The sequence below is a fragment of the Nostoc sp. genome (assembly GCF_036919675.1).
Lineage (GTDB): Bacteria > Cyanobacteriota > Cyanobacteriia > Cyanobacteriales > Nostocaceae > Nostoc.
This window is the reverse complement of sequence record NZ_JBALCP010000074.1, coordinates 1-25,320: the sequence shown is the minus strand read 5'-3', so window position 1 is coordinate 25,320 and position 25,320 is coordinate 1. Positions and strand designations below refer to the sequence as shown.

Below are 25,320 nucleotides of genomic sequence, written 5' to 3'. Positions count from 1 at the left end.
AACGCCCGAATGTTCCCATGTTTATTGTCTAGTTGTTTGACGCTCCGTGCGGCTACGTCGCACCGTCGCTTGTGACAGTTGCGTAAGTCCTGTATTACTGAAAAAATTGCTAATCTAATGCTGGTAGCTTTTCCTAGTTCTTTTTGGAGAGATATCGTCAAATATTTTTATGACGACATCTCCCAACAGCCTACTAACAAAAAGCATTCAGCCCGTTAATTTGCTTTAGTTTCTCCCCACCTTGAAGCCTCCCCCGCTCAAGAATTCTTGATTGACCAGCAACAAAATTTTCTTAACGGCGTCTGCTGCCAAAACCACTTGAACGGCGGGGTGCTGTACTACGCCCACTACCAAAACCACTACCAGAATTGCGTCTAGGTGAGGTGGCTCTGCCAGAGGGTTGCAACGTACTACCACCAAAACCAGAACCCGAAGGACGGTTATTACCTGTAGTGCTACGCGGTGTATTGCGTATAGTTGAATTTCCAGGATATGACCTTCTAATTGTCCCTGTATTGCGGAACGCAGTGCGATTTGTCACAGATGCGGGTGGCGCATTGTAGCGAGTTTGGTAGTTTTGAACTGCTTGGCCATAGCTTCCACCATATCCACCGAAGCCACTTAATCCTTGTCCTGATTGATAGACAGGGGGTACATAATACTGGGGTCTAAACAACATACTACCAATTGCCTGACCCGCCAAGCTGCCAGCCACAGACCCGGCAAACGGTGCCCAGAAGCTATTTTCTCGACGGACAACAACCGTCTCTTGTTGTCCTGTTTGGGGATTGGTTTTATTCTCGGTAACGTTGTGGACGTACTCAATTTTAAAGTCTTCCGTCAGATATAAAATCGGTTGTCCTTTTTCTACCTTCAGATAGGTCTTCTTACCCTGCTTGATTTCATCATCAGTTAACCGTGCCATTTGCAAATTTTCGGTTGCAAAGGTTGGGGGCTTATTATTAAGTAAAAACAGGTTGTACTCACCACTTGCATCGTCATAAGTAGCTTGTTGTATTTGATACTCACCGTCACTCAGCTTTGTGTTAGTAGAAGTTTGGCTAACGTTCTTAGTCGGAGAAGTAGTTTGGTTTCCCCCACCACAAGCGACAGTTGTCATACACAAACTCAGAGCTAAAAAAACGGCAGTAAATTTACGTACTATAGTCATGATCATTGGATTATTGTCCTATCTCTGAGCTTAACAATTTATTGATGTGAGCAGTAAGTACGGACTACCCAACACATTATAAAGGAATCAATTCTGGGTAATATTGCAACAGTTGATCGCTAGTGAGTTCATCACCTAACTGTGCTGGCGAGAAATGCACTTGGATTGCCTTCAATCTATGTTTATAATGCAAATTTATCAATGCTTTCAATCCTTCCTTGAGTGCCTGAACGTTAGAAAGATCAGTTTCTAATTCTGGTACTTCTCCTTCATAAGCTACTGTAATCATCACAATGACATTGCGCGTTACAGGTATAGATAAAGGTTCATTCAATCCAGAGTTAGGACTGTAATCTGGTTCACTGAGATATCTTTCGGCAGAGTCAGTAAATAATTCATTCACGTAATCTCCTGCCTCGCCTTCATTCCAAAATACGTCACCTTCGTTGGCAGCAGAAAGCCAATATTCATCGTATTGCAGCAGAGTTTGGCTAATTTCTACCAATCCTTCTCCCAAAACTTCTAAGTCACCATCAACATCGATCGCATCTCGTCCAGCACTATTCAATACTCCCAAAATTGGTGCTACCTCACCTCCCCCTAAGTGTAGAAATAGGCGAAAAACTACATAGCGAGTTCGACCGATCATTTTATTAAAGGTATCGCGCATTTTTTCCTCCAAAATTTTGTTTTTTCTTATTTCTCATTTGCCCAATGACGCCAGTTGCTTCTCCTGTTCAAAGACGCAACTCTTAGAGAGGCTCCGCCAACGCGAACAACGCTGGGAACCTGTGCAACGCACTGGCTCCCCAATGCCCCATGATTAATGACTAATATAGTGAAATCCTTGCACAAAATTTATGACCATATTTAACGAAGGCAATATATCATATTTTATTGATTCATTAGATATATCATCATAAGCTGAAGCGTTGAGAGCAGAGCGATTAATAAATCTTTTCCCAAAGTTGGGATGGTCATGGACAATCAAAGTGTGGGCGCTAGAATTCGTTAAAATTATTTGGGTTGAGGCTTTACAAAAATTTAACTTTGCAGCTACTTCGATATTTTTTTTCATCTGTTTAATTGTTGTAGCCTGAATCATAGCTTGCTCTACAAGAAGATTTAATTGTTTCACTAGATGGGGAGATTTTAGCGATTTTAAATCTTGGTTCGCAACAACTTCACTGTTAATCATTTCCACCATACTCAAAATATTCTTTTGGGTAGATGCCGCATCTAGAAAGGGAAGAATCACAATGTAAGCAATGGCAAATAATGCTTCGTCGCTATCTACATGAAATGTGAAAACAGTTCGGCGACGCCCACTTTCCACGCTTGGGGGTTGTTTCAGCCCCCGGTATTCCTGAGCAATTTGGTAGTAAGCGCCAGCAAGAGCAAAATTGGCTTCGTATTCTAGGGCTGCATCAACAATAATCCGGATTGTTGGCGGTGTTTCGTTAAAAAAATCTCGTGAGTCTTCGGAATGGAAGTTTTGGATAATGGAGCGATCGCCTTTGGGGCTAAGATCAACCCATTCACAAATCATGCCTTCAGTTTTTAAACCAAACCTGGAGGTGGCATAAAGCTTTGCCCCAGTTAAAGTTGCTCCTGTTAAGTCAGCACCGATCCATTCCGCCTTAATTAATTTTGCCTGAGTTAAATTGGCGTGGATTAAAATTGTATTCGTTAAATTGGCATTACTTAAATCTGTGCCAATTAAAGTAGCGCCGCTCAATTTTGCGCCACTCAAATCTGCCCATCGGAGATTTGCACCGCTCAAATCTGCCCACCGGAGATTCGCCCCGCTCAAATCTGCCCCGCTCAGGTTAGTATGGCTGAGATTAGCTTGTCTGAGTTCGGCATCTCGCAAATTTGCACCGCTAATGTCAGAACGACTCAGGTCGGTGGCGTTTAAGTTAGCCATTTCTAAGTTGGCTCCGGTCAAGCAAGCGCCTCTCAAGACGGCCTCACTCAAATTAGCGTGACGGAGATTCGCTTGGCGGAGTGTGGCCTCTCGCAGATCGGCACTGGTGAGATCAGCCTCCAACAGGTCAGCGCGACTCAGGTCAGCACGAATTAACTCGGCGCGGATCAACGAGGCTCCTCTAAGTTGAGCGCGACCCAGATCCGCTCGAATCAAATTAGCGACGTTGAGACTAGCGTTGTTCAAGATGGCGCTAGATAGGTTCGCCCCACTCAGTCTAGCTACATTCAGCTTGGCATTGCTCAAGTTAGCTTCACTCAGATTCGCGCCACTCAGGTTGACTATACTCAAATTAGCATCGCTAAGATTCACACCACTGAGTTTGGCCCCACTCAGGTTAGCTTCTGCGAGGTCAACACCACTAAAGTTTAAAACTCCTGCTGCGTATTGTTCCAATAATTCCTCTATAGTCATCGATGCTACCCCTTGGATGCCAACTTTAATAGTTGGTATCATAAAAAACGGAATGTCAAAATCAAAAATGAATATTGGGATTTTAGGACTGGGACTGATAGGCGGATCTTTGGGTTTTGATTTGCGATCGCAAGGACATCATATCTTAGGAGTTAGTCGCCGTGAAGCGACGTGTCAAAAGGCAGTTGCCCTCGGCAGCGTTGATCAAGCATCAGTTGATCTGAGCCTGTTAGCAGCCGCAGAGGTTGTATTTATTTGTACACCCTTAGCGCTTATTGTGCCCCAATTGGAACAGTTGAGCGCTCATTTGTCTACCGCTACCGTCGTGACTGATGTGGGTTCGGCGAAAGCACAGATAGTCAAGGCGATTTCTCCCCTTTGGAATAATTTTATCGGCGGTCATCCAATGGCGGGAAAAACAGACAGTGGAATAGAAGCTGCACAGCGGCATTTATTTGTTGATAAACCTTATGTATTAACACCGATAACTACAACACCAACCACTGCAATTACGGTCGTGGAAGAAATTGTGCGATCGCTTGGAGCGAATATCCACTATTGTCAACCAGAGCAACATGACCGAGCTGTTAGTTGGATTTCCCATTTACCTGTAATGGTCAGTTCCTCGTTGATTGCTGCTTGTTTGAGTGAAACTGACCCTGATGTTTTGCAATTAGCCCAAAAATTTGCTAGTTCAGGTTTTCGGGATACCAGTCGTGTGGGTGGTGGGAATCCAGAGTTGGGTGTAATGATGGCGCGGTATAATCGTCAAGCATTGCTGCGATCGCTGCAACAATATCGTCACAATCTCGATGAGTTGACTAACTTAATTGAGCAGGAAAATTGGGCAGTTTTAGAGCAAAAGTTGAAATCAACGGGGAAGGCACGACCTAATTTTGTTGAATAGTTGTCGGGTGCGTTACGTTATTGATAACGCACCTATTTTAACATTTAGTGACTTAATTGCTTATTGGTTTTGAATGCTTTTTAAGGTAGTTCATCAAGTCGGGTGGCTGCTTGCTTGTCAAATCAATAAACGTAGCTATTTAGTAATTCTAACAATAAAATCTTTAAAAAATGCTACTTGTCAGTTTGATAGTAACCAAACTGATATACTATACAGATAAATTTACAAAAATCAACAATGGTAGAACGCCCAATCAAGAAATCGGAACGTCAGGCTCAAGCAAGCACTGACAACAATACCGAAAATTCGGATTCTATACCTCCTATTGAATCCAACCCCAAAAGCTCAAAACCAAGCCGTAATCGCTCGTCTGGCACAGAGAAAAAAGCATCCTATGGGGATGAAAATAGGCAGCAGGGTAATCCTGCCCTAGCGCGTGGCCCAAAACCCGTTAAACCTCCAGCCCCCAAAGTCAAAACAGAAGAACTTGAAACCGATTCAGAATCTATCTCTGAGGAGTCTCAAGACTAACATTACAAGTGCTGCGTGTGATGTGGGAGGCTATAAGCATATGAAGACTAGGATTTCTGGCTCCGAAGGCAGCGATCGTGCCCCACATCACCATTGGGTTATTCTTATGTTGAATGCTTTTATATTAAACTTTACTATTGGTGCATAAAATCAATCAATGTCTGTAACTAGCCATTGCCACTCAGTGACTACAGTGTTGGATATGTTGAGAACCAATTGCTGTCCACTAGAGACTGGCACATAAAGTTTGAGCACATCAGTTGTTGCCAATTTCGGTAAGATATCAGTTAAGTTATATTTGCCCAGATTGGGGACGGGTGCAGTCAAAGCATATGCATTCGATGCACTCAGCAATTTTCCTGCTGCGGTCAACTTTGTCCTAGCATTTCTCGTGGTTAGGGTTATACTGCCATCATTGCTACTTTTATTGGCCGGTTAAATCAACTGGGTATTATTTTATCCAGTCTTTTGATGGCACTTTTATCCGTAGGTAGCGAATTAGTGCAGATTAAATAGGGACTTCCTTTAGCTGGGATATTTTAAGGTATTTTATTCTTTTTTCTTTTAGCAGCAGATATATTAATTTACAACCGAGTACGAGTGATGTGATAGGAGAGTAGGGAGTTTTGAGTGCCCAGTGCTGAGTCCTGAATGGGGAATCTTACTTCTTTACTCAGAACTGGCAACTCAGACCTCGGAACTGTTTTGCCCAATGACTAATATTTAAGGAGATTTAATGTGTCTAATCGGAAATTATCGCTGTTACTAAAGGTAGTAACTATTACATCGCTTGCTTGTGTAGGTAGTATGGGTATCAGTCTGCTTGTAGGCACAACTAAACTTGACCATCTGTTCGGAATTCAAAAGCCAAAAGGCGAGAGTGCTAAAACGAGTTTAGGTAGGGCAATGAGGGCAGATGCAGAGTCTATCACCCCAGCTACAGACCAGATGAATGAAGTGCCGAAGCCTTTTCAGGGAACAATCGTTTATCAAGCGAAACTAAAAGCAAATGAGAAAGTCATCGCCCTAACTTTTGATGATGGCCCTGGCCCCAAAAATACGGTACAGATTTTAGAAATTTTGAAGAAAAATAATATCAAGGCGACATTCTTTATGCTTGGGCAAATGGTGAAATATTTTCCCCAAATTGCCAAGCAAGTGGCTGCTGATGGTCATGTAATTGGCAATCATACATGGCATCATTGGTATTTTAAAATGGATGGAGCGACTGCGGCTAGTGAAATTGATCGCACGGCAGACATCATCTACAAGACGACAGGAGAGAAAACTACTCTGTTTCGTCCCCCCGGCGGCTTTCTGAATAATGGACTAGCCCAATACGCCAAAAACGAGAAGTACGCTGTCATGATGTGGTCAGAAGAGTCGGGAGACGCTGAACGTCGTTCGCCTCAAGTGCCAATGCTGATAAAAAATGTGCTTAAATATGCAAAGCCCGGTGCAATTGTATTGATGCATGATGGGGGCGGCAACCGTTCTCGATCCGTCAAGGCTTTACCAGAAATGATCGCAGGTCTCAAAGCCCAAGGCTATCGATTTGTGACGATTCCCCAACTACTGGAAATACAAGCCCAAGAACAACATCTGGCGGAGGTAGTTTTACCTACGGTTACAAAGGGTGAACATCCAAACGATCTGCTTAATCATCAGTGATACCCTACGGTCAGCTACACCTCTAATTTTGGCAGCACTAGGTGAATTAGTGACTGGAAAATCGGGCGTGTTAAACCTGGGCGTAGATGGAATAATGCTGGTTGGGGCTGTGGCTGGTTTTATTGCTGCTTCAGTTACAGGTAATATTTACTTACGATTATTCATAGCACTAATATATATCAGGAATAGCGATTGCCTCGATTCATGTCCTGCTAATAATTACTATGGCTAGCAATAATGTCTGGTTTAGAATTTCAGGTTTACAGCGACACCTAGAAGAAAAAGACAAATCCACCCGGAGATATAAAACTGTAATCTAAAATCGGCTTTCATACTCAACTTGGAATTGATTTTCATCCCCCAAATTAGTTGAGCCTCGCATCAAAATTTCGTCATTGAGTCGATAGAGCACATTGTAACGGAAAGACTCATCATTGTTAGAAAGAGCGTGTGATAAAGAAACAGATGCGTTTCTATTGATGTCAAACACACCTTCTGCTGATAAATTAAGAACTGAACCGTTCGCTGCTTTATTAGTATTAGTAGATGGAGTAGGAAATACCCGAAACTCACTGAAACCAATAGCCTTTCCGAACGCAGTGATAGTTCCTTGTAAACCACCTAAAATGGTCGAACTAGCGAAACCAGTCAGCCCTTGTCCTGCATTTGTTTGACCGAAAGAATTCAGAATCGAGCCACCCAGCAGAGCAACTATTTCTCCCTTACTACGGCTAGGTTCACTCGTCAGTTCTAGATTCTCGCCCAATTCACTAGCTGGCCCGTTTACGCTGGCTTGAACGGTAACGGTATTTAAAGTCCCAAAATTGTTTGCAGAAACATCGCTGACTTCAGAAGACAATGGTGATTCCAAAATTTGACTGTTCCTTGCCGATGCTTCCGGTACAATTGCGGTAAGTCGCACATCTAGGGTCGGGTCAAGTCCTTGACTAGGAGTAAAGCTCGCAGTTTGTTCATAGCCCCGCGCCAAGGTGAACTGAGTGGAAAATACGCTCAGTTGTCCTCCTGTCAAACGAATGACTCCTTCAGGAAGCGGCTTGGCGAATGTACCATTAATGGTCAAGTCGCCTTTGGCGTCAAAGCTCAATAGGGGCTGACTCAATGCCGCTCCTCCTGGTACAAAGCTCAGTAAAGACTGAGTGGTAACACGAACACCTTTGTCTAAAGTCAACTTTAAATCTGCAAACTCTATAGGTAAATTGGGTGGAGTGACTGTGCTAGTGCTACTCTTGGCTGTAATCACTGGGTTAGTGCTATTCTCTGGTGTAGCTACTGGGTTAGTGCTATTCTCTGGTGTCGGTGTGACGTTAGCGTTAACCTCTTCTCTATTTATGACGTTAGCGTTAGCCTCTGCTGTCGCTGCTGATTTTTTCTTCGCAGCAGCCGAGTTTCCAATAATTACCTGACCATTACTCAGTTTAATCTCTCCACCAATTACAGGTTTTAGGGCTGTTCCGCGAATCACGACATCGCCGCCAACACCGCCTTCATACAGTCCTGCAAGCTTAAAATTGAGTTTGTCTGCTATTGATACTGTTAGGGGATTCGCTGCGGCTTGCTGCGGATCAAAAATTGGCAGGATGCCTGATGCTGTCACTTGCCCTTTATTGTACGTGCCTTGGATACCTTCAACACTCACCGTATTACCATTAAATCGCGCTGTCCCTGTGACATTCGTGAGGGGATCAGATAAGGCTTGAGCGCGAAAAGTTGCATTATTAAGTGTGGCATTTCCATTAATAATTGGTTCCTTTAAAGTCCCTTGAACGTTTAAATCTACTTTTCCTTGACCGTCTACCCAAGCGACTTGATTATTGGTAAACACGTTTAACAGTGCCAATCCTTCATTTTGCAGATTGGCGTTGATGCTAATTTGATTGCTATCTGGCTGCACTGCGGCAGAAGGTAACGGAGCAGGTACACTACCTGTAATTGCAAGTGGCTGCGTTCCTGTGACTAGCAAGGTACTGTCAAAATTCAAGCGAGCTTTGTTGTAGTCAAAGTTCACTTGTCCTGTTTGCACAGGTTGCTTGTTGAGAGTTGCATTCGCCAGCGCCACTTGTCCTTGGACTCTGGGGTCTTTTAAACTACCTCCCAAGGTGGCATCAGCATTTACATTACCAGTAATATCTATGGGGTATTTTTCGATAAAAGGCTCTAAAAGTGATAGAGGTAGACTTGCTACATTCAACTTTCCAGATAGTTGCTCAGTTCCTAACTGTCCCGAAAAAGCCACCAGTCCTTGATTGATTCCAACACTCAACGGCGAAAGTGTAACGATCCCATCAGCAAAAGTACCTTGAGCAACGACTTGATTAATCGAGTATTCACCCCATTGCCAATTAGCACCTTGAAAATTAAAGCCGACATTTAACCCAGACTTCAACGAGCCATTAGCTGTAATTCCTCCACTCAAAGCACCCGTTAATTCTGCAAGGGTAGGCAAAGATGCGGTTTTTTTTGTTTCTATCTGCTGTTGTTTTGCTACCGATGTTGCAATATTAGAGAAATATGCTAACTGTGTTTTCAAATCTGCATTGGGCAAACTGACAGGCTCAGTATTAAGTACCTCTGCTCCAGCCAACTTCGGAGGCTGCAACCCGGTACCAAAGTCTTTAAAGTCAAAGATATTAAACGCTTGTAAGAGTTTCTCAATTCTGGCTTGGTTTAAATTAGCTTGAAATTGAAATTGCGGGTCATTCCCTGTTTGCACATTTCCACTCAGGGCGATATTGCTGTCTCCAATCCGCAATTGACCATTGGCTAAACTAGCAGTACCATCAGCATAATTGATGGTGCCGCGAAATTCATCTGCTGCAACTCTGGCAACGCGAGGTGCAGCGATCGCAACGTCTGCCGCAACTGCATAATTATTCAAATTAACAACTAAATTTCCTGATAATTGCCCCGCCAGAGGTTTCAGTTGATTGTTAGGTAAAAAGCCCCCAATCAGAGCTATGGGAAACTGTTGGGCGTTGATGAGCAAGTTATCTCCCTCGGTTCTACCTGTGGTAACTGCGTCATCCCGCCGGACTAAAAATGAAGTTGGACGATAATCTGCACCCAGGTTAAGCGCAATCCTGTCTTGTTTCCCGGCTAATCGCAGACTTGCCCCCTGTCCCCCTTGAAAATTCACATTTCCAGTTAAAAGTGGGTCAAACGCCAAATTACTAACCTGGAAATTCCGCAGTCGGATATTGCCATTAGCTTGAGGGACATCTGGAGTGCCTGTAACTTTTCCATTAAAATCAAGTAGCCCCGCTACCGCTACGTCACCAGGAACTTTAAAGCCAGTATTTTTGAGGTTGAAATTCTGCGCCAGTACATTCAGATTAAATCCCGTAATTTGGGGTGCGCCAGTTGGTGGAGTTTGAACAGCGATCGCCCCATTAGCACTCAGTCCTGCGGTGGTTGCGTTTTCAACGATAATCTGCTGTCCATTCCACTGCACTTGGGCTGTCAGCGGTTGTGCTAGCAGTGCTAACCCTTGGGAAACGCGGATTTGTCCGGCGGCTCGAATATCTGCTAGCTGGAAAGATTTTGCTGTGCCTGCGAATTGGATATTACTATTGAGCCGTCCTCCCAATTGTGGTGAGAAACGGTTGAGTTGAATTTGGGAAGTGTTGGCAAGCACTTGCCAGCGACCACCATTAAAACTAACATTCCTGAGATTAACCGTACCTCCTGCTACATTCAGCCTTGCCTGTCCTGTGGCTTGAATGGTTGAGGGTTGGAAAGAAGCAGTGCTTCCTGACAAATTCAAGGCGACATTGCTTAAAACTCCCTGGAATTGGGGTGGTATCTGTCCAAAACGGCTCAATTGCAGTTGTTGGGCATTCACAAAAGCCTGCCAGCGTTGTTGCACAACTTGACCCCTAGCCCTGATTGTACCGCCTGCCACGTTCAACACAGCATTTGGCAAGAGGATATTCTGTCCTTGTTGAGTAACAACAGCTTCACCTGTAATGGGATAGGTGGCTGTGGGCGCTTGCACTTGCGTTACTGCTTGCAGGTTGCCAAGTGAGCCAGAAATCCTGCTATTTGCCGATACATTCCCAATGGTGATCGAGGATGAGGAGTTGTATGCTTTAGCGATCGCATCCCCTGGTAAATTTTTTGCTTGTACATTCAACGCCACCCTGCCTTTGGGTGCAAGCTGAAGTTGACCGTTGGCTGTGACTTGCCCTCCCACCTCTGGATTTGCTTGAACGCGAACAACATTGACGTTTAATGGTGTGCCCAGAGAACCAGAAATTTTGGCGTTCGCAGATATACCACCAACATTAATCGGAGTTGAAATACCGTAACCTTGAGCGATCGCATTTCCTGGTAAACCTTGAGCTTGAATACCTATATTTACTTGACCTCGGGGAGCCAGTTGAATTTGACCACTGGCTGTGATTTGTCCCCCTGTTGGCGGCGTCACTTTAACACTAGTAATATCAAGTTTCAACGGCTGTTTGCCAAGTGAACCAGAAATTTGTGCTTTTGCTGAAACATTTCCAACTGCGATCGGTAGAGTAACGCCATAACCGCGTGCTAGTATATCCCCTGATACACCATCAACTTGAGCATTAAATCTTGCCTCATTTTTAGCTCCCAGTTGAGCTTGACCACCGCCTGTGATTTCACCACCGGCTGCGGGGACTATTTTCAGATTCGAGACGGCAAGTTGAGATGCAGTTTTAGATACATTCAAGCGGAAGTCAGTATTGACGGCCTTGAATTGAACACGGTCAACTTGAATAGGTTTTGTGTTACTTACTGTACCGCTGAGGACTGGTTGCTCAAGTGCGCCTAGTACCTGAATATTTGCTTGAATTTCGCCAGTAGCTGGAACTGACGAATTCACTTTCAATGTGTCTAAGATATCTTTTGCACTAACTGGTTTTATCTGAGCAGAGACATTAAAACCTGTTTGGCTATTAATTGTTCCATTTGCCAGAATGGGAACTTTGCCAAAGTTCGTACTCAGATTCTCTAAAGCAACTGTCTGACCTTGAAATAGAAATCTCCCATTAAAATTAGAAACCTGCTGAGGAATATTTTGAATTTTAGCAGTGACTTGATTAGCTGTAGCTGTTCCTGTAATCGCTATTTCTGACAGTTTGGGTGGAATCTGAACCCCTAAGTCAGCATCTAAACGCCCTGCTTGCAAGGCAATTGGCAATTGAATTAATCGACTGACCTCTGATACTTGTAAATTTTGTGCTTGCAGCTTGAGGTTAGTTTGTTGAGCTTTTACTTGTGTTTCGCCAACAATTTTAACAGCGCCTCCCCTAGTGAGTTGAGCATTGATGTCATAACCGATCCTTTGATTTCGATCTGAAAATCGGGCAACACCACCAACTTGATCTAATATTACTGAGCCTTTCGGTTTAGTTGGTGCGGCGAATGGCATCAACTCTACATTGCCATCTTGAATTTGAAGTGTCTGCAACTCAGTTTGGATGAAGCCTTGTCCCTCCCCAGCCTTAACTTGGGCTATCACCCAACGACCATCTTTATCCTGTTGAATGTAGACATTGGGCTGAACTAATATGACATTTAAGACCAGTTTTCGGGTGAGGAGAAGTTGCAACGGCGAGAACTCTACCTCCAAAGCTTTTGCTACCACCTGATCTTGATCATTGGGAGTTGCTGGTATCGAAAGAGAGCTAAATCTTAGACTAGTAAGCGAAAAACGTTTAACATTCCCTACTTTTACTGGACGCCCAAGTAATTGCTGAAGATTTTGCTGCACTAATGGTGCTAAATCCTTATATACATAGCTTCTAGCCCACCAAGCACCGGCTCCAATTCCAACCAGTAAAACCCCACCCACAGCCAAACTGGTACGTCCTAAGATGAGGAGCCATAAACGACGATTAGATGGTTTATGATTATTTTCTGAATTTGGAGAGTGCGTCATTATCGTTATCGTTACTAGTACTTTTTTCTGGAGTGAGTCTAGAGACAGACTAGTCGCAGCTGTATCAGCAAGTCACAAGCTATCGTTTCACAATATTAGGACTTACGCAAGAACTTTCCGCCAAGGCACTTCTTTACTATTGGAGAGGCTGCGCCCTAAGCGAAGCTATGCCGCAGGCTTTACGAGACACTCCGTAAATGCGTCTATGTTATTTTATAATTTTGTGTAATTCCTGAATTTATTTCGAGTCATAGTTTATCACCAGACATGAATCTTTTGGTTATTAAACTTGAGAAATTTTACTGGGATTAAGAGAATTACTTAGGATTTCCTGAAGTTGAGCATTAATGGTATTTACTTATTTTCTATGTTAACTTTGGAATAATTATAATTCTTCAAAATTATGTCTTTAGATAGATTCAGTGTACTTAAGTATTAATTATGAGATAACCAGCAATAAGTAATAGTTTGAATATTAAATTGCTTTGTGACAACTCCTGTATATACAACCCTAGTTATAAAATTTAATTGTCGTAGAATCTAACCTAGTATAGATGACGATAGTCAGTAATTTTAGATTGGAAATAGCATTATCTGCGATCGCACTGACAAAATATCCGTGAAGAAACTTTAGGTTTACGCCAAATTATCATTTGACTCTTCTGTTTGACTAAGAACTGTTTCCTTATTCATCACTATTTCCCCAAACTTATACAGCAAGGGTAGTTTTTATGTGCTAAGGTATACAGCAGTTGATTACTATAAATTCCCCTGACCAGCACAAATGATATTACTTTGCTTTTGAGTGGAATGACTCAAGCCTATTCTTATGGCGACATCTAAGCAATCAATTGAATTTGTTTGATTAAATCATGCCAACTCTAGACGAACTTGTAGAATCTATGATTAATGCTATGGATTCCCTGCAATTAGGAAATCCAGCATTAAATAAGTTAGCTTTTTATTTGTATAAAGCAGATGTTAAACTTTGTCCAGGCAGATAAGCCAATTGCTGAATTAAAACCAATTACAACCAACAACAAACAGCAACACCCATTTGATTTATGTGCTTGATCATTCATACTGCCTGATGATTTTGATGCACCTTTGCCTGAGAAGATTCTAAATGCATTTGAGGGCAGATAAAAATACTCTTAGATACTCATATTTTACTATTAGCAAGCTAGATATATCGCTCTACTTAATGATTCATGAATAACAGGATTCCCGACTTTTAGAAAAAGTCGGGAATCTGAGCCTTTCGATTACTCTTCCGTGAATCCGCTCAATTCATCATTTGGTTCATCAATCATTTCCGGTACTAAAGCTGGGTTACTCCTACGTTCTTGTGGTGATTGCTCCCGGATAACATCGTCTATTCTCGCAGGGTGTTTGATTTTGTCGAGTACTTCTGGACTTAGTTGCGATGGTTCGCCTTCTGGATTCGACTTTTCTGCTTGACTAGGAACTGTTTCCTTATTCATCACTATTTCCCCAAACTTATACACCAAGCTTAAGTTATTCTGTGGTGAGCTACACACTATCTTGAGACTTATTTCACACAACGCTAGCCAAGAAAGGTAATTGCCCCTTGTAGACCAAAGATGATTCAATGATTTTGCGATCGCTATCATCTTAGGTAATAACGACATCACTTTGCGAATCGCGGCATTTAATTTACGTATTTTTTGGCTTCGATGACAGCGAGTTTTTCACCACTATAGACCAGCACGTAATCGGCGATATCTGATTGGGCGCGTTTACCATTACCAACTAAGCGACCAGGGGCAATAAGTTCGCGGCGGATGCGACTACCTTCGATGATGTCCCAGCCTGCAGCTTTTAGTGCAGGGTCAATTAGTTCGGCGCAGGTTTCGGCTTCATTAGATATTTCGTTTGCATCGGTTTGCATTAAAACACTTTTTTGTCGCTTCTCAAAGGGTTTCAGGCTTTGAGAGTTACTCATCTCGGTTTGCCTTAAAACACTTTTTTGTCGGTTCTCAAAGGGTTTCAGGCTTTGAGAGCTAATCATCTCGGTTTGCGTTAAAACACTTTTATGCCCAAAAAGGGAGATAGCGAGCATAACGGGTAGAGGTTGATTCGGATTCGTCTGCCTTGATCAAGCCAGCTTCTTTGGTAGCTCCTATAATCAGAGAAACGGTTGCTACCTTTGACTCACTTAGACGAAACCGCTCCCGTAGGGTTTGGTTAGACATGGATTGATTGCTGACATACAGCAGACAGCAATGCTGGTAGCAGGCTCGAATTCGGTCTGATTTGCTCATATCGGCGAAATCTTTATGGGCAAACAGCACTGCTGTGGTGCGTGTGTCACCTACTCATTTTTCAATAGCAGGGTTGAAAGGCGCACTTCGTTCGGGATTCTTCTAAGGTTTGTAAGTATATTAGAAATGTAGTGGATAGAATCCACATCAATAAAGTCGGCGACACTAATTTGTTAACGGATGTCAGAAGTAAATCAACGACACGAATTTGTTAAGACGACAAACAATTCGTTAATAACGACATTAATCTGTTAACGACGACAAATAATTAGTTATTCGACATGTACAATCGGGATGACTGGATTCGAACCAGCGGCCCCTTCGTCCCGAACGAAGTGCGCTACCAAGCTGCGCCACATCCCGCCATAAAAATGGCATTGTAGATTAAGAATATCACAACCTGTGCCAAATGACAGAATTACATCTATATATGATCACTTTATCAAAGGCTTTGCTTGCTACGATTAAATTTGTATAACTTTAGTGGTAAAAGCGGATTGTGACTGTAAAACCAGACTGGTTGCGGGTGAAAGCACCTGGGCGTGAGCGCATCGGTAACGTTAAAGACATTTTGCGGGATTTAGCCCTCAATACAGTTTGTGAGGAAGCGTCCTGTCCGAATATTGGTGAATGCTTCAACGCCGGGACTGCTACCTTTTTGATTATGGGTCCGGCTTGTACACGCGCTTGTCCCTACTGCGATATTGATTTTGAGAAAAAACCCAAACCACTAGACCCCACGGAACCTGCACGACTAGCGTCAGCTGTTCACCGCATGAAACTTAATCATGTGGTAATCACTTCTGTAAACCGAGACGACTTGCTTGATGGTGGTGCATCTCAGTTTGTGGCCTGTATTAATGCGGTTCGCTCTGTTTCACCCAACACCACAATTGAGGTGCTAATTCCTGACTTGTGCGGTAATTGGAATGCTCTAGAGTTAATTCTACAAGCTGCGCCAGAGGTATTAAACCACAATACGGAAACTGTTCCACGCCTGTATCGCCGGGTGCGTCCCCAAGGAAACTACGATCGCACATTAGAATTATTGCAGCGCTCTGGTCAAGTTTCTCCTAGCACATACACTAAATCTGGGATCATGGTTGGACTCGGTGAAACTGATGCCGAAATTCGCCAGGTCATGCAAGACTTGCGAACCGTAGGTTGCGACATTTTGACAATTGGACAATACCTCCAACCCAGTCAAAAACATTTACAAGTAAATGAATTTATCAACCCAGAACAATTTGCTGCTTGGAAGGCATTCGGCGAAGAAATCGGATTTTTACAAGTTGTTTCTTCACCATTGACAAGAAGCTCATATCATGCAGAACAAGTCAGGGAATTAATGGAACGTTATTCCCGCAGCCAATTTTAGATTTTAGACTTCGGCTACGCTCAGTCGAACGATTTTAGATTTTAGATTGCTAAGAAGATGGTGTGATTGGGTGATGGGGAGACTCTTGATTAATGACTAATCCAAAATCTGTAGCAATTCTGGGTGCAGGTGCTTGGGGTGCATCTCTGGCAAATCTAGCAACGGCGAATGGTCATCAGGTGCGCGTGTGGTCGCGTCAAGGTTCCCAAATCCAAGCAGTTTTAAAAGATGTCCAAATAGTCCTGTCTGCGATCTCGATGATTGGTGTGAGGGATGTTGCTTCCCAAGTCCAGTCTTTCCCCCTTTCTCCAGAGACAATTTTTGTCACAGCGACGAAAGGCTTAGACCCTCAAACCACCTGTACGCCGTCACAAATTTGGCAAACAGTATTCCCTAACCATGCAGTGGTTGTCCTGTCTGGGCCTAATTTATCTAAAGAAATTCAACTAGAATTACCAGCAGCAACGGTGGTAGCCAGTAACATTCCCACAGCTGCGGAATTAGTGCAGTTAGTATTTTCTTCTCATCGTTTCCGGGTATATACGAATCCCGACCCCTTGGGCGTGGAACTGGGGGGAACACTGAAAAATGTCATTGCGATCGCAGCTGGTGTGTGCGATGGTTTACAACTGGGAACCAATGCCAAAGCTGCTTTAGTCACCCGTGGACTTACAGAAATGGTTCGCATCGGTAACGACTGGGGTGCAAAGACGGAAACATTTTATGGTTTATCGGGTCTAGGAGATTTGTTAGCAACTTGCAATAGTCCCTTAAGTCGCAATTACCAAGTCGGCTACCAGCTAGCTGGTGGTAAGTCACTTACAGAAACTCTCGCAAATTTACAAGGAACTGCTGAAGGGGTGAACACTTGTCGGGTTTTAATGCAACGAGCCAAGCAACAAAACATTCTTGTCCCGATTACTGAGCAAGTTTATCGCTTACTTGAGGGTGAAGTCACACCCAGACAAGCGCTTGATGAACTGATGCTGCGAGATATAAAGCCAGAGTACAACTACTAGTATACCGGGCGCAGAAGTTTGTCTACCTTTAACAAGCGATTTTGCCCCTTGTTGTCTAGTTAATTGAGATGGTAGCTGGATTTACCCGCCCGTTGTACTAGTAGTCTGTCAAGTTGAAATTGATGGGTTAAAACTGACACGGTGAAATTTTCATTCTCCTCGTCTTTCAAAGTTCCGAGCACCGGAATTTTCTTCGGATCTCACTCTCTCTCTGTCAATATAATTTTTGCCGTTAATACTAATCACTTCGCCAATATCTATTAGTTCTACTTATACCTGAATTATCCTGAGAAAAAATTGGTAAATCGTCAGGATATTACTTTTATAGCGATGTAAATGTGACTATGCCAATTATAAACATGAGATTTGCTGAAGTATTTTATACCCTGATATAAAAATTACTATCAGTAACCTTCAAGGTTGAAATGTTAACTAAGTAGTTGAAATATTGAAAACCTAGCTGCGGATTTGAATAGCTATTGGTTCAATCAAAAGTTTAGCAGCCGATTAAGTTCAGTAATACTGTATCCAATAAAACCATTACAGTTAATTTCTAAAAAAATTGTAATGGAACCTTCAACCGTGTTAGTTCATCGTAAATCACGGGAACAATAGCAACAGTTGAATAGCTGACCGTAATCTAAGCTGACCGTACTCTATTGTTACCTGGAGCCATTGAGACAATCTTTATGCCAGCAACATCTTTTTATGCAGATGCCCCCTACAATACCAAAAAGTCCCCCCAGGCTTTGGACTCGGATCTCACAGTTGATGAGAGTGAGTTATCGGTAGATGATTTACAGGAACTGGAGATAGCTTCTGTTGACCATGCTAACTTTGCTGCTAACACTAACCGTCGGAGTACAGACCTAGTACGTCTATATCTTCAGGAAATTGGTCGGGTTCGGTTGTTAGGGCGCGATGAAGAGGTTTCAGAAGCTCAAAAAGTCCAGCGCTACTTGCGGATGCGGATAGTGCTTGCTAACGCCGCCAAGCAAGGGGATGAAGTTATTACACCCTATCAGAAGTTAGTTGAGGTTCAGGAGCGTCTGACCTCGGAACTAGGACATCGCCCGTCTTTAGAAAGGTGGGCTGCCACTGCTGGCATAATTCTATCGGATCTCAGACCGACTTTGGCAGATGGCAAACGTCGCTGGGCGGAAATTGCCAAGTTGACAGTAGAAGAATTGGAGCAAATTCAGTCCCAAGGACTCCAAGCAAAAGAACACATGATTAAGGCTAATCTTCGCCTAGTTGTGTCTGTTGCTAAGAAGTATCAAAATCGCGGTTTGGAATTGTTGGATTTAGTCCAAGAAGGCACACTGGGCTTGGAGCGGGCTGTAGAAAAATTTGACCCAACTAAGGGTTACCGCTTCAGTACCTATGCCTACTGGTGGATTCGTCAGGGAATTACCCGGGCGATCGCAACTTCTAGTCGCACCATCCGCCTCCCTGTCCATATTACCGAAAAGTTAAACAAAATCAAAAAGGCCCAACGCAAAATTGCTCAAGAAAAAGGTCGCACCCCAACTCTAGAAGATTTAGCTACTGAGTTAGAGATGACACCGACCCAAGTTCGAGAAGTTTTGTTGCGGGTGCCTCGCTCCGTTTCTTTAGAAACCAAAGTAGGCAAGGATAAAGACACTGAGTTAGGTGAATTACTCGAAACTGACAGTGTAACCCCAGAAGAGATGTTAATGCGAGAATCTTTACAAAGAGACTTGCATCATCTTCTGTCAGATTTGACTAGCCGGGAGCGCGATGTAATTTTGATGCGCTTTGGTTTAGCAGATGGTCATCCTTATTCTTTAGCAGAAATTGGCCGCGCTCTTGACTTATCGCGGGAACGAGTCCGACAAATAGAATCCAAGGCTTTGCAAAAGCTACGTCAACCCAAGCGACGCAACCTCATCCGCGACTATTTGGAGTCTCTAACTTAGTCATTTGTGATTAGTCATTTGTCATTAAAAAACTTCACTTGACAAATGACTAGTACACTGTGGCGTCAGGTTGCCTACCTTTAACAAGGAATTTTGCCCCTTGTTAAGCCCTAAATCTTGTTAATTTAGATGGTAGGTGGATTTACGCGCCCGCTGTACTAGGGATAAAGGACTGATTTGATCCCAGATCAAAAGCCTCTTAGAGGATGTTTGGAAAGTCAACCTCACTTCCATTTCTCTCTCCTGCTCTTGAGAGGCTTTGAAACCCCCATTCCCTTCTGTACGAGAGGCAACTCTTAGAGACGCTCTTGCGTTCGCCAAGGCTAACAATAGGGAAGGGGGGTAGAGGGATTAGGTTTCGAGGGTTTTGATCTTAATAACGATACTTTTCAAACATCCTCTTAGCTCGACTTTATCCAAAATTAAGAACTTGGTTCTCTTTATCCGGCAAAAACTTTTTCCATGTCACTGATTATCGGTGAAATCGAAAAAGTAAAACTACCGTCCCACAAAGCTTTCAGCCTCAGCTTGAGCGTTGTCAAAAAATGGTTCAAGTCCAGCTTAGAGACTTGTAGCAAATAATTTGCATTTAATTGTACAAGAGTTTCCCCAGACCTTTGCTCAGATATCTTGAAGGTGGGGATCAACTAAGCAATTCAAAACTCACTCATTCAAAATTCAAAGTCAAGGGATGCAATCGTTACAAGTATCCTAACTATTAACTGTATGCAAATTAAATACACTACAGTTTATTACTTGAATTTTGATCAAGATTTAATGAATATTTCTTAAATATTTAGTAATAATTATCAATAGGGAATGATTGTTGCAAATCACTCCAAATATTTGTTATATTCTCAACTAACAGGCTTTGTTGAGAAATATTAGTATGACTGTCTACACGACTACTTCACTCAAGGCAGAATTGAATGACCGAGGTTGGCGTTTAACTCCCCAGCGCGAAACAATTTTACACATTTTTCAAGAACTTCCGCAAGGTGAACATCTGAGTGCCGAGGATCTTTATCATCGGCTAGAAACTGATGGTGAAGGGATCAGTCTGTCAACTATCTATCGGACTTTGAAGTTGATGGCAAGGATGGGAATTTTACGGGAACTAGAACTGGGCGAGGGACATAAGCATTATGAGATCAACCAGCCCTATCCCCATCACCACCATCACCTAATCTGTGTCCGGTGCAACTCAACTATTGAGTTTAAAAACGACTCAATTTTAAAAATTGGGGCGAAAACCGCTCAAAAAGAAGGTTTTCACCTGCTTGACTGTCAAATGACCATCCATGCAGTGTGTCCTAAGTGCCAACGGGCACTGATGCCGCTTTAGCTACTTGGGTGGATAACAAGACGAAACTACTCAAATTAACCAAATAAGTGGAATTTTGAGCAGTTCGTAATTTGCTATTACTGGAGGCAAGCAACCAGTTGAGGACTGATACTAACAACACCAAAGCGGATGCTAAAAGCGTCCGCTCTTAACATCCTTGAGACTGATGCCATAGAACTCTTGGGCTTGTTTAATCGCTTTTTTGGTGTCATCTGCCATCACACCGTTCAGCTTGCCTTTATAAAAACCCCGCTCCCGTAGTCGCGTTTGGATTTCCAGGGTATTAAACTCGCTTTTGCTAGCAGTATTAACTGAGCTATATAACTTAGATCGGGTAGTTGGGCCAGCAACGCCACTTGCTGCCAAGTGATTAGCTGTCTGAAATCTCTTTACAGCATTCGCAGTATAGGGGCCATAGTAGCCATTTGGCTCTCCCTCTAAATATCCTGCCTGGATCAATTGTTCTTGAACAATTCTAACTGGCTCACCGCGATCGCCTACACGGAGTTTATCTCGATTGACTACCTTTTTGGGAGCCTCTTCTCCATCACCAATGCCAATTCCCGGCAATTTACGTAATGTTGCTGGGCCAACAATCCCATCAACGCTTAATTTGTAAGAATCTTGGAACCGCTGGACAGCTTCTTCGGTAATTGGACCAAATATCCCTGTGGCGTTTCCGTAATAAAAGCCTGCGATTCTTAAGCGTTCTTGCAAAACCCTGACATCTTCACCTTCATCCCCCTTGGCAAGGTAGTTGGGATTGCGACGCTGGCTAGTTGCTGAACTAGCTGAACTAGTAGTGCTGGGCTTTTTGGCTAGTGTAGTCGTAGAACTGGATTTTTGGGCTTGCCAGTTTTCTAATTTTTGGAGGGTGCTTCCTCCAACAATGCCGTCCACTGGTAAACCAGCGGCCTTTTGGAAGCGCCGCACAGCTTCTTGTGTGGATACGTCATATACTTTGGTAACTGGAGCTTGATAAAAGCCTGCTCGTTTCAACTGTTGTTGTATATTTTTGACAGAAGGGCCTTGATCGCCTCTTTCCAGTGCCATGACGCTGCTGAGAGCGCCAAGAATGGACAAAGAAAGAGCAAGGGGCAACATATACTTCCAAGCCCTACCAGAAAGCCGTTTCCAATCTGGTGCAGCTGCTTTGTTAAACAAAGAGCTGAGGAAGACCAATTCACGGGGTGTGCTGTCTTCGTAGGCGAAAGCTAAGTGCAAATACGCAAGATTCTCCATATTGATTTCCTACACCATTGATTTTTCTTCGATAACTGCTTCAGCTTGATGTACTAGGTTCCTCAAAGCTTCTAATGTTCCTATATTTACATTTTCCCACAAATTGCGCTTGTGTGCTTCTAATAATCTTTCAGCAATATCACGTAGTGCATAAGGGTTCTTTTGCTGAATAAATTCCGAGACAACTGGATCGAGCAAGTAAGCTTCTACTATGCCTTGATACATATAATCTTCAACACATTTAGCTGTTGCATCGTAGGCAAACAGATAATCCACCGTCGCTGCCATTTCAAACGCACCTTTGTAACCGTGGCGCATGACTCCCGCAATCCACTTAGGATTAACAACGCGAGAACGATACACCCGTGCAATTTCTTCTTTCAGTTGGCGGACTCGTGGTTGAGCGGGTATGGAATTATCACCAAAATAGGTTTGAGGATTTTTTCCCTGTAGAGAACGCACCGCCGCTGTTAAGCCACCCTGAAATTGGTAATAATCATCAGAATCGAGTAGGTCGTGTTCACGGTTGTCTTGATTGTGCAGCACAACTTGCATTTGCGCCAAACGTTGCTTGAAGGCTTCGGGATTAGGGACTGGGGACTGGGGACTGGAGACTGGGGACTGAGGAATTTTATCCTCCCCTGCTCCCCCTGCTTCCCCTGCTTCCCCTGCTTCCCCTGCTCCCCCTGCTCCCCTGCTCCCCTGCTCCTCTGCTCCGCTTCCTGAGGAGTAGGCGTAAGAACTCCAGTTGATGTAGGCGCGGGCTAAATCTTGGTCATCTGTCCAGTTTTGCGATTCAATTAAACCTTGGAGTCCGGCGCCGTAAGCACCTGGACGAGAACCAAAGATGCGATAGCGCGATCGCACCACTGCTGCTTCTAAAGTTAATCCTTGTTTTGTCCACAAATCAGTTTCTTGGCGAACTGCATCGGCGAGGGGATTTTGTTCTGGCGGTTCATCCAAGTCTGCAACTGCTGACACTGCTTGAGCGAATAAATCAATTAAGTTGGGAAAAGCATCCCGGAAGAATCCCGAAATTCGCAAGGTGACATCTACACGGGGACGCCCCAAAATTGCCAGGGGCAAAATTTCAAAATCCACTACTCGCCGCGCTGCACCATCCCACACAGGTTGGACTCCAAGTAAAGCCAACGCTTCGGCAATATCATCACCCCCAGTCCTCATAGTGGCAGTTCCCCACATTGATAAGCCTAGTGTTTTTGGATACTCACCATGTTCTTGAGTGTAATATTCAACCAGGGTTTCAGCGGCTTTTCTACCTATATCCCAAGCTGTTTCTGTGGGAATGGCGCGAATATCGACAGAATAAAAGTTTCTCCCAGTTGGTAGAACTTCTGGGCGGCCGCGCGTGGGTGCGCCAGCTGGGGCACTTGGGACATAACCGCCATCAAGTCCGTGTAATAAGTGGGTAATTTCTTGGTGGGTTTGTTGTAAAGCCGGAAGTAGGCGATCGCGTATCCAGGTAGAGACGCGATTTATCGCGTCTGTGTTGAGTGGAGAGACGCGATGAATCGCGTCTGTACAAGAGTCCTGATTTATTAGTTTTTCTACTAGAAGGGCGGCGTGTTCTTCTAGGACTTCGACGATATCACCGAGGGTACGGCATTCTGTGCCATTGACTATTGAGTATTCACCACTAGTCATTGACAAATCTGCTGTGAGGGGATCGAAGTCTAGACCCCAATTTTGAGCTATGGCACGGGTAATACCTGAAGAATAGCGATTGGGTATGCGAGCGATCGCTACTATTAAGTCTCGTAGCTGGCGTCCTTCGGGACATTGCCCAAAAATGTGCAATCCATCGCGGATTTGGGCTTCTTTCAATTCACAAAGATAGCCACCAATAGAATTCAAAATTAAAGATTCAGAATTCAAAATTTCTGTTTCATTTTGGATTCCTAAATCTAGATGGAGATTTTCTTTGATCACCAGTTCGCGGATGCGATCGCGAATCACTGGCAAACGCGAAGGATCTAAGCTGTCTGCTTCATAATACTCATCAATTAAATTTTCTAACTGTTGCAAAGAACCGTAGAGTTCCGCACGAGTCATGGGCGGCGTTAAGTGATCTATAATCACCGCTTGAGCGCGACGTTTGGCTTGGGAACCTTCACCAGGGTCATTCACAATAAACGGGTACAGGTGGGGAAGTGCGCCGAAAGCTACTTCTGGATAACAATTACTGGATAAAGCCACACTTTTACCGGGTAGCCATTCTAGATTTCCGTGTTTGCCCACATGAACCACAGCATCAGCACCAAAACATTCTCTAACCCAATAATAGAAAGCTAAATAAGCATGGGTTGGTTCTAAATCCGGCGCATGATAATTCAAACTGGGGTCATTATCATAACCCCTTGCTGGCTGAATTCCCACGAAAACGTTGCCGAGTTGAATTCCAGGAACGGGGAAAGAGGCAGAGGGGCAGGGGGGCAGAGGGGCAGAGGGGAAAAATTCTTGATTGCTCCCCTGCTCTCCCACACCCCAACGCTCACTAATACCTTGCTGCACTGCTGGCGGCAAAGAAGCGAAATACTCTTGATACTCTTCCCAAGAAACACTTTGCTGTACCGGACGCCATTCTCGACCTTCCGGATCATTTGTTACACCATCTGTCAACCGTTGAATCAACTCATCTCCTTGAGCAGGTGGATTTTCTACTTCATACCCAGCTAGATGTAAAGCTTGCAGGATTTCTACACAACTAGCTGGGGTGTCGAGTCCCACACCATTCGCGAGGCGTCCATTCCGGTTGGGGTAGTTTGCCAGAATTAGGGCAATTCGCCGTTCTTGGGGGGGTTTGTCACGCAGACGCGCCCAATTTGCTGCTAGTTTAGCAACGAACTCGATGCGATCGTTCACTGGTTCATAAATTACCACATCTGTCTCTAGATGGGGATTACGAGTTTGCACTGCTTTAAAAGACACAGCACGAGTAATAATCCGTCCATCTACTTCTGGTAGCGCTACATTCATCCCAATATCGCGGGGAGAAAGCCCTTGAAACTGTGACTCCCACTGCTCAATTGACCCGCCACTGAGGATTACCTGCAACACAGGTACATCTAATTTTTGCCAGAGGTCGGTTTGGGGTGTTTCGGTTTCCAAGCGTGCTAGAGAAAAACTGGTGGTATTTAGCAGCACAGCTATTGATTCGGCTTCTTTGGGTTGGAAAAATTCACTCAACTCAGCCTGAACATCTGGTTCACGCAACGAGGAAACAAACACTGGCACTGGTTGTAAATTTTTCTGTACCAAGGCTTCGCATAAAGCATCGATTACCTTTGTATTTCCCGCTAAATAATGGGCACGGTAGAAAAGGATGCCGACTTTTGGGATAGGGCATTGGAAGCTTTGAGTATCTGAAGGGGATGAATCCAGTTCTGAGGTGGATGAACGAGTATCAAAGGTGGATGAATCCAGTTCCGAGGTGGATGAACGAGTATCAAAGGTGGATGAATCCAGTTCCGAGGTGGATGA

Annotated in this window: 18 protein-coding genes, 1 tRNA gene and 1 pseudogene; 9 read left to right on the top strand and 11 right to left on the bottom strand. The window is 43.8% G+C overall.

Features of this window, described 5'->3' with window-relative positions:
• Nucleotides 1-292 precede the first annotated feature (292 nt).
• From V7K49_RS15560 to V7K49_RS15550, 3 genes are all read right to left on the bottom strand, one after another.
• Nucleotides 293-1,177, bottom strand: a complete 885-nt coding sequence (locus tag V7K49_RS15560) for a hypothetical protein (RefSeq protein ID WP_335206312.1) — start codon at nucleotides 1,175-1,177, stop codon at nucleotides 293-295.
• A 70-nt stretch (nucleotides 1,178-1,247) separates the two neighbouring features.
• Nucleotides 1,248-1,841, bottom strand: coding sequence for a DUF1517 domain-containing protein (locus V7K49_RS15555; protein ID WP_335206311.1), 594 nt, complete (start codon nucleotides 1,839-1,841; stop codon nucleotides 1,248-1,250).
• A gap of 153 nt (nucleotides 1,842-1,994) precedes the next feature.
• Nucleotides 1,995-3,572: a pentapeptide repeat-containing protein gene (locus tag V7K49_RS15550; protein ID WP_335206314.1), complete on the bottom strand. Its 1,578-nt coding sequence runs from the start codon at nucleotides 3,570-3,572 to the stop codon at nucleotides 1,995-1,997.
• Nucleotides 3,573-3,639: 67 nt separating this feature from the next.
• Between V7K49_RS15550 and V7K49_RS15545 the strand changes: the two genes are divergently transcribed.
• Both V7K49_RS15545 and V7K49_RS15540 read left to right on the top strand, forming a co-directional pair.
• The gene (locus V7K49_RS15545) at nucleotides 3,640-4,479 is read left to right on the top strand and encodes a prephenate/arogenate dehydrogenase (protein ID WP_335206313.1); all 840 of its coding nucleotides are present in this window, start codon (nucleotides 3,640-3,642) and stop codon (nucleotides 4,477-4,479) included.
• A gap of 237 nt (nucleotides 4,480-4,716) precedes the next feature.
• Nucleotides 4,717-5,010, top strand: coding sequence for a hypothetical protein (locus V7K49_RS15540; protein WP_334870750.1), 294 nt, complete (start codon nucleotides 4,717-4,719; stop codon nucleotides 5,008-5,010).
• 150 nt (nucleotides 5,011-5,160) lie between these two features.
• On the opposite strand, the gene V7K49_RS15535 is transcribed toward V7K49_RS15540, so the two are convergent.
• Nucleotides 5,161-5,382 carry a DUF3122 domain-containing protein gene (locus tag V7K49_RS15535; RefSeq protein ID WP_335206310.1) on the bottom strand — a complete coding sequence of 74 codons (222 nt, stop codon included), beginning with the start codon at nucleotides 5,380-5,382 and terminating at the stop codon, nucleotides 5,161-5,163.
• 366 nt (nucleotides 5,383-5,748) lie between these two features.
• Here V7K49_RS15535 and V7K49_RS15530 point away from each other — a divergent pair, with 366 nt between their 5' ends.
• Nucleotides 5,749-6,681 (top strand): polysaccharide deacetylase family protein, encoded by a 933-nt coding sequence (locus V7K49_RS15530; protein ID WP_335206309.1) that lies wholly within the window; start codon nucleotides 5,749-5,751, stop codon nucleotides 6,679-6,681.
• Nucleotides 6,647-6,913 carry an ABC transporter permease subunit gene (locus V7K49_RS15525; protein WP_334870756.1) on the top strand — a complete coding sequence of 89 codons (267 nt, stop codon included), beginning with the start codon at nucleotides 6,647-6,649 and terminating at the stop codon, nucleotides 6,911-6,913. Before V7K49_RS15530 ends, V7K49_RS15525 begins: the two co-directional genes overlap by 35 nt.
• 84 nt (nucleotides 6,914-6,997) lie before the next feature.
• On the opposite strand, the gene V7K49_RS15520 is transcribed toward V7K49_RS15525, so the two are convergent.
• Nucleotides 6,998-12,610 carry a translocation/assembly module TamB domain-containing protein gene (locus tag V7K49_RS15520; RefSeq protein WP_335206308.1) on the bottom strand — a complete coding sequence of 1,871 codons (5,613 nt, stop codon included), beginning with the start codon at nucleotides 12,608-12,610 and terminating at the stop codon, nucleotides 6,998-7,000.
• A gap of 872 nt (nucleotides 12,611-13,482) precedes the next feature.
• Between V7K49_RS15520 and V7K49_RS15515 the strand changes: the two genes are divergently transcribed.
• A complete protein-coding gene (locus tag V7K49_RS15515) occupies nucleotides 13,483-13,614 on the top strand; it encodes a hypothetical protein (protein ID WP_335206307.1) in 132 nt (43 codons plus the stop codon).
• A gap of 261 nt (nucleotides 13,615-13,875) precedes the next feature.
• Here the strand turns inward: V7K49_RS15515 and V7K49_RS15510 are convergent, their stop codons facing one another.
• The 4 genes and pseudogenes from V7K49_RS15510 to V7K49_RS15495 all read right to left on the bottom strand — a co-directional run bounded on the left by V7K49_RS15510 (nucleotide 13,876) and on the right by V7K49_RS15495 (nucleotide 15,258).
• Complete coding sequence (locus V7K49_RS15510; RefSeq protein WP_335206306.1) at nucleotides 13,876-14,094, bottom strand: hypothetical protein; 219 nt, start codon at nucleotides 14,092-14,094, stop codon at nucleotides 13,876-13,878.
• Between the two features lie 200 nt (nucleotides 14,095-14,294).
• Nucleotides 14,295-14,522, bottom strand: a pseudogene (locus V7K49_RS34685) (hypothetical protein); the annotation flags it as partial.
• Between the two features lie 142 nt (nucleotides 14,523-14,664).
• On the bottom strand, nucleotides 14,665-14,895 hold the full coding sequence (locus tag V7K49_RS15500; protein WP_335206304.1) for a hypothetical protein: 231 nt from the start codon (nucleotides 14,893-14,895) through the stop codon (nucleotides 14,665-14,667).
• 289 nt (nucleotides 14,896-15,184) lie between these two features.
• A tRNA-Pro gene (locus tag V7K49_RS15495) sits at nucleotides 15,185-15,258 on the bottom strand.
• Between the two features lie 136 nt (nucleotides 15,259-15,394).
• On the opposite strand from V7K49_RS15495, the gene lipA reads away from it, so the two are divergent.
• From lipA to V7K49_RS15475, 4 genes are all read left to right on the top strand, one after another.
• A complete protein-coding gene (gene lipA, locus V7K49_RS15490; protein ID WP_335206303.1) occupies nucleotides 15,395-16,273 on the top strand; it encodes a lipoyl synthase in 879 nt (292 codons plus the stop codon).
• 92 nt (nucleotides 16,274-16,365) lie between these two features.
• Nucleotides 16,366-17,292 (top strand): NAD(P)H-dependent glycerol-3-phosphate dehydrogenase, encoded by a 927-nt coding sequence (locus V7K49_RS15485; protein WP_335206302.1) that lies wholly within the window; start codon nucleotides 16,366-16,368, stop codon nucleotides 17,290-17,292.
• 689 nt (nucleotides 17,293-17,981) lie between these two features.
• Nucleotides 17,982-19,232 (top strand): RNA polymerase sigma factor SigC, encoded by a 1,251-nt coding sequence (gene sigC, locus V7K49_RS15480; protein ID WP_298907564.1) that lies wholly within the window; start codon nucleotides 17,982-17,984, stop codon nucleotides 19,230-19,232.
• 889 nt (nucleotides 19,233-20,121) lie between these two features.
• Complete coding sequence (locus V7K49_RS15475) at nucleotides 20,122-20,577, top strand: Fur family transcriptional regulator (RefSeq protein ID WP_104906331.1); 456 nt, start codon at nucleotides 20,122-20,124, stop codon at nucleotides 20,575-20,577.
• Nucleotides 20,578-20,709: 132 nt separating this feature from the next.
• Here V7K49_RS15475 and V7K49_RS15470 read toward each other — a convergent pair whose 3' ends face one another.
• Both V7K49_RS15470 and cobN read right to left on the bottom strand, forming a co-directional pair.
• Nucleotides 20,710-21,819, bottom strand: a complete 1,110-nt coding sequence (locus V7K49_RS15470; protein ID WP_335206301.1) for a peptidoglycan-binding domain-containing protein — start codon at nucleotides 21,817-21,819, stop codon at nucleotides 20,710-20,712.
• Nucleotides 21,820-21,828: 9 nt separating this feature from the next.
• The coding region (cobN, locus tag V7K49_RS15465) for a cobaltochelatase subunit CobN (RefSeq protein WP_335206300.1) at nucleotides 21,829-25,320 on the bottom strand (3,492 nt) is incomplete at its 5' end.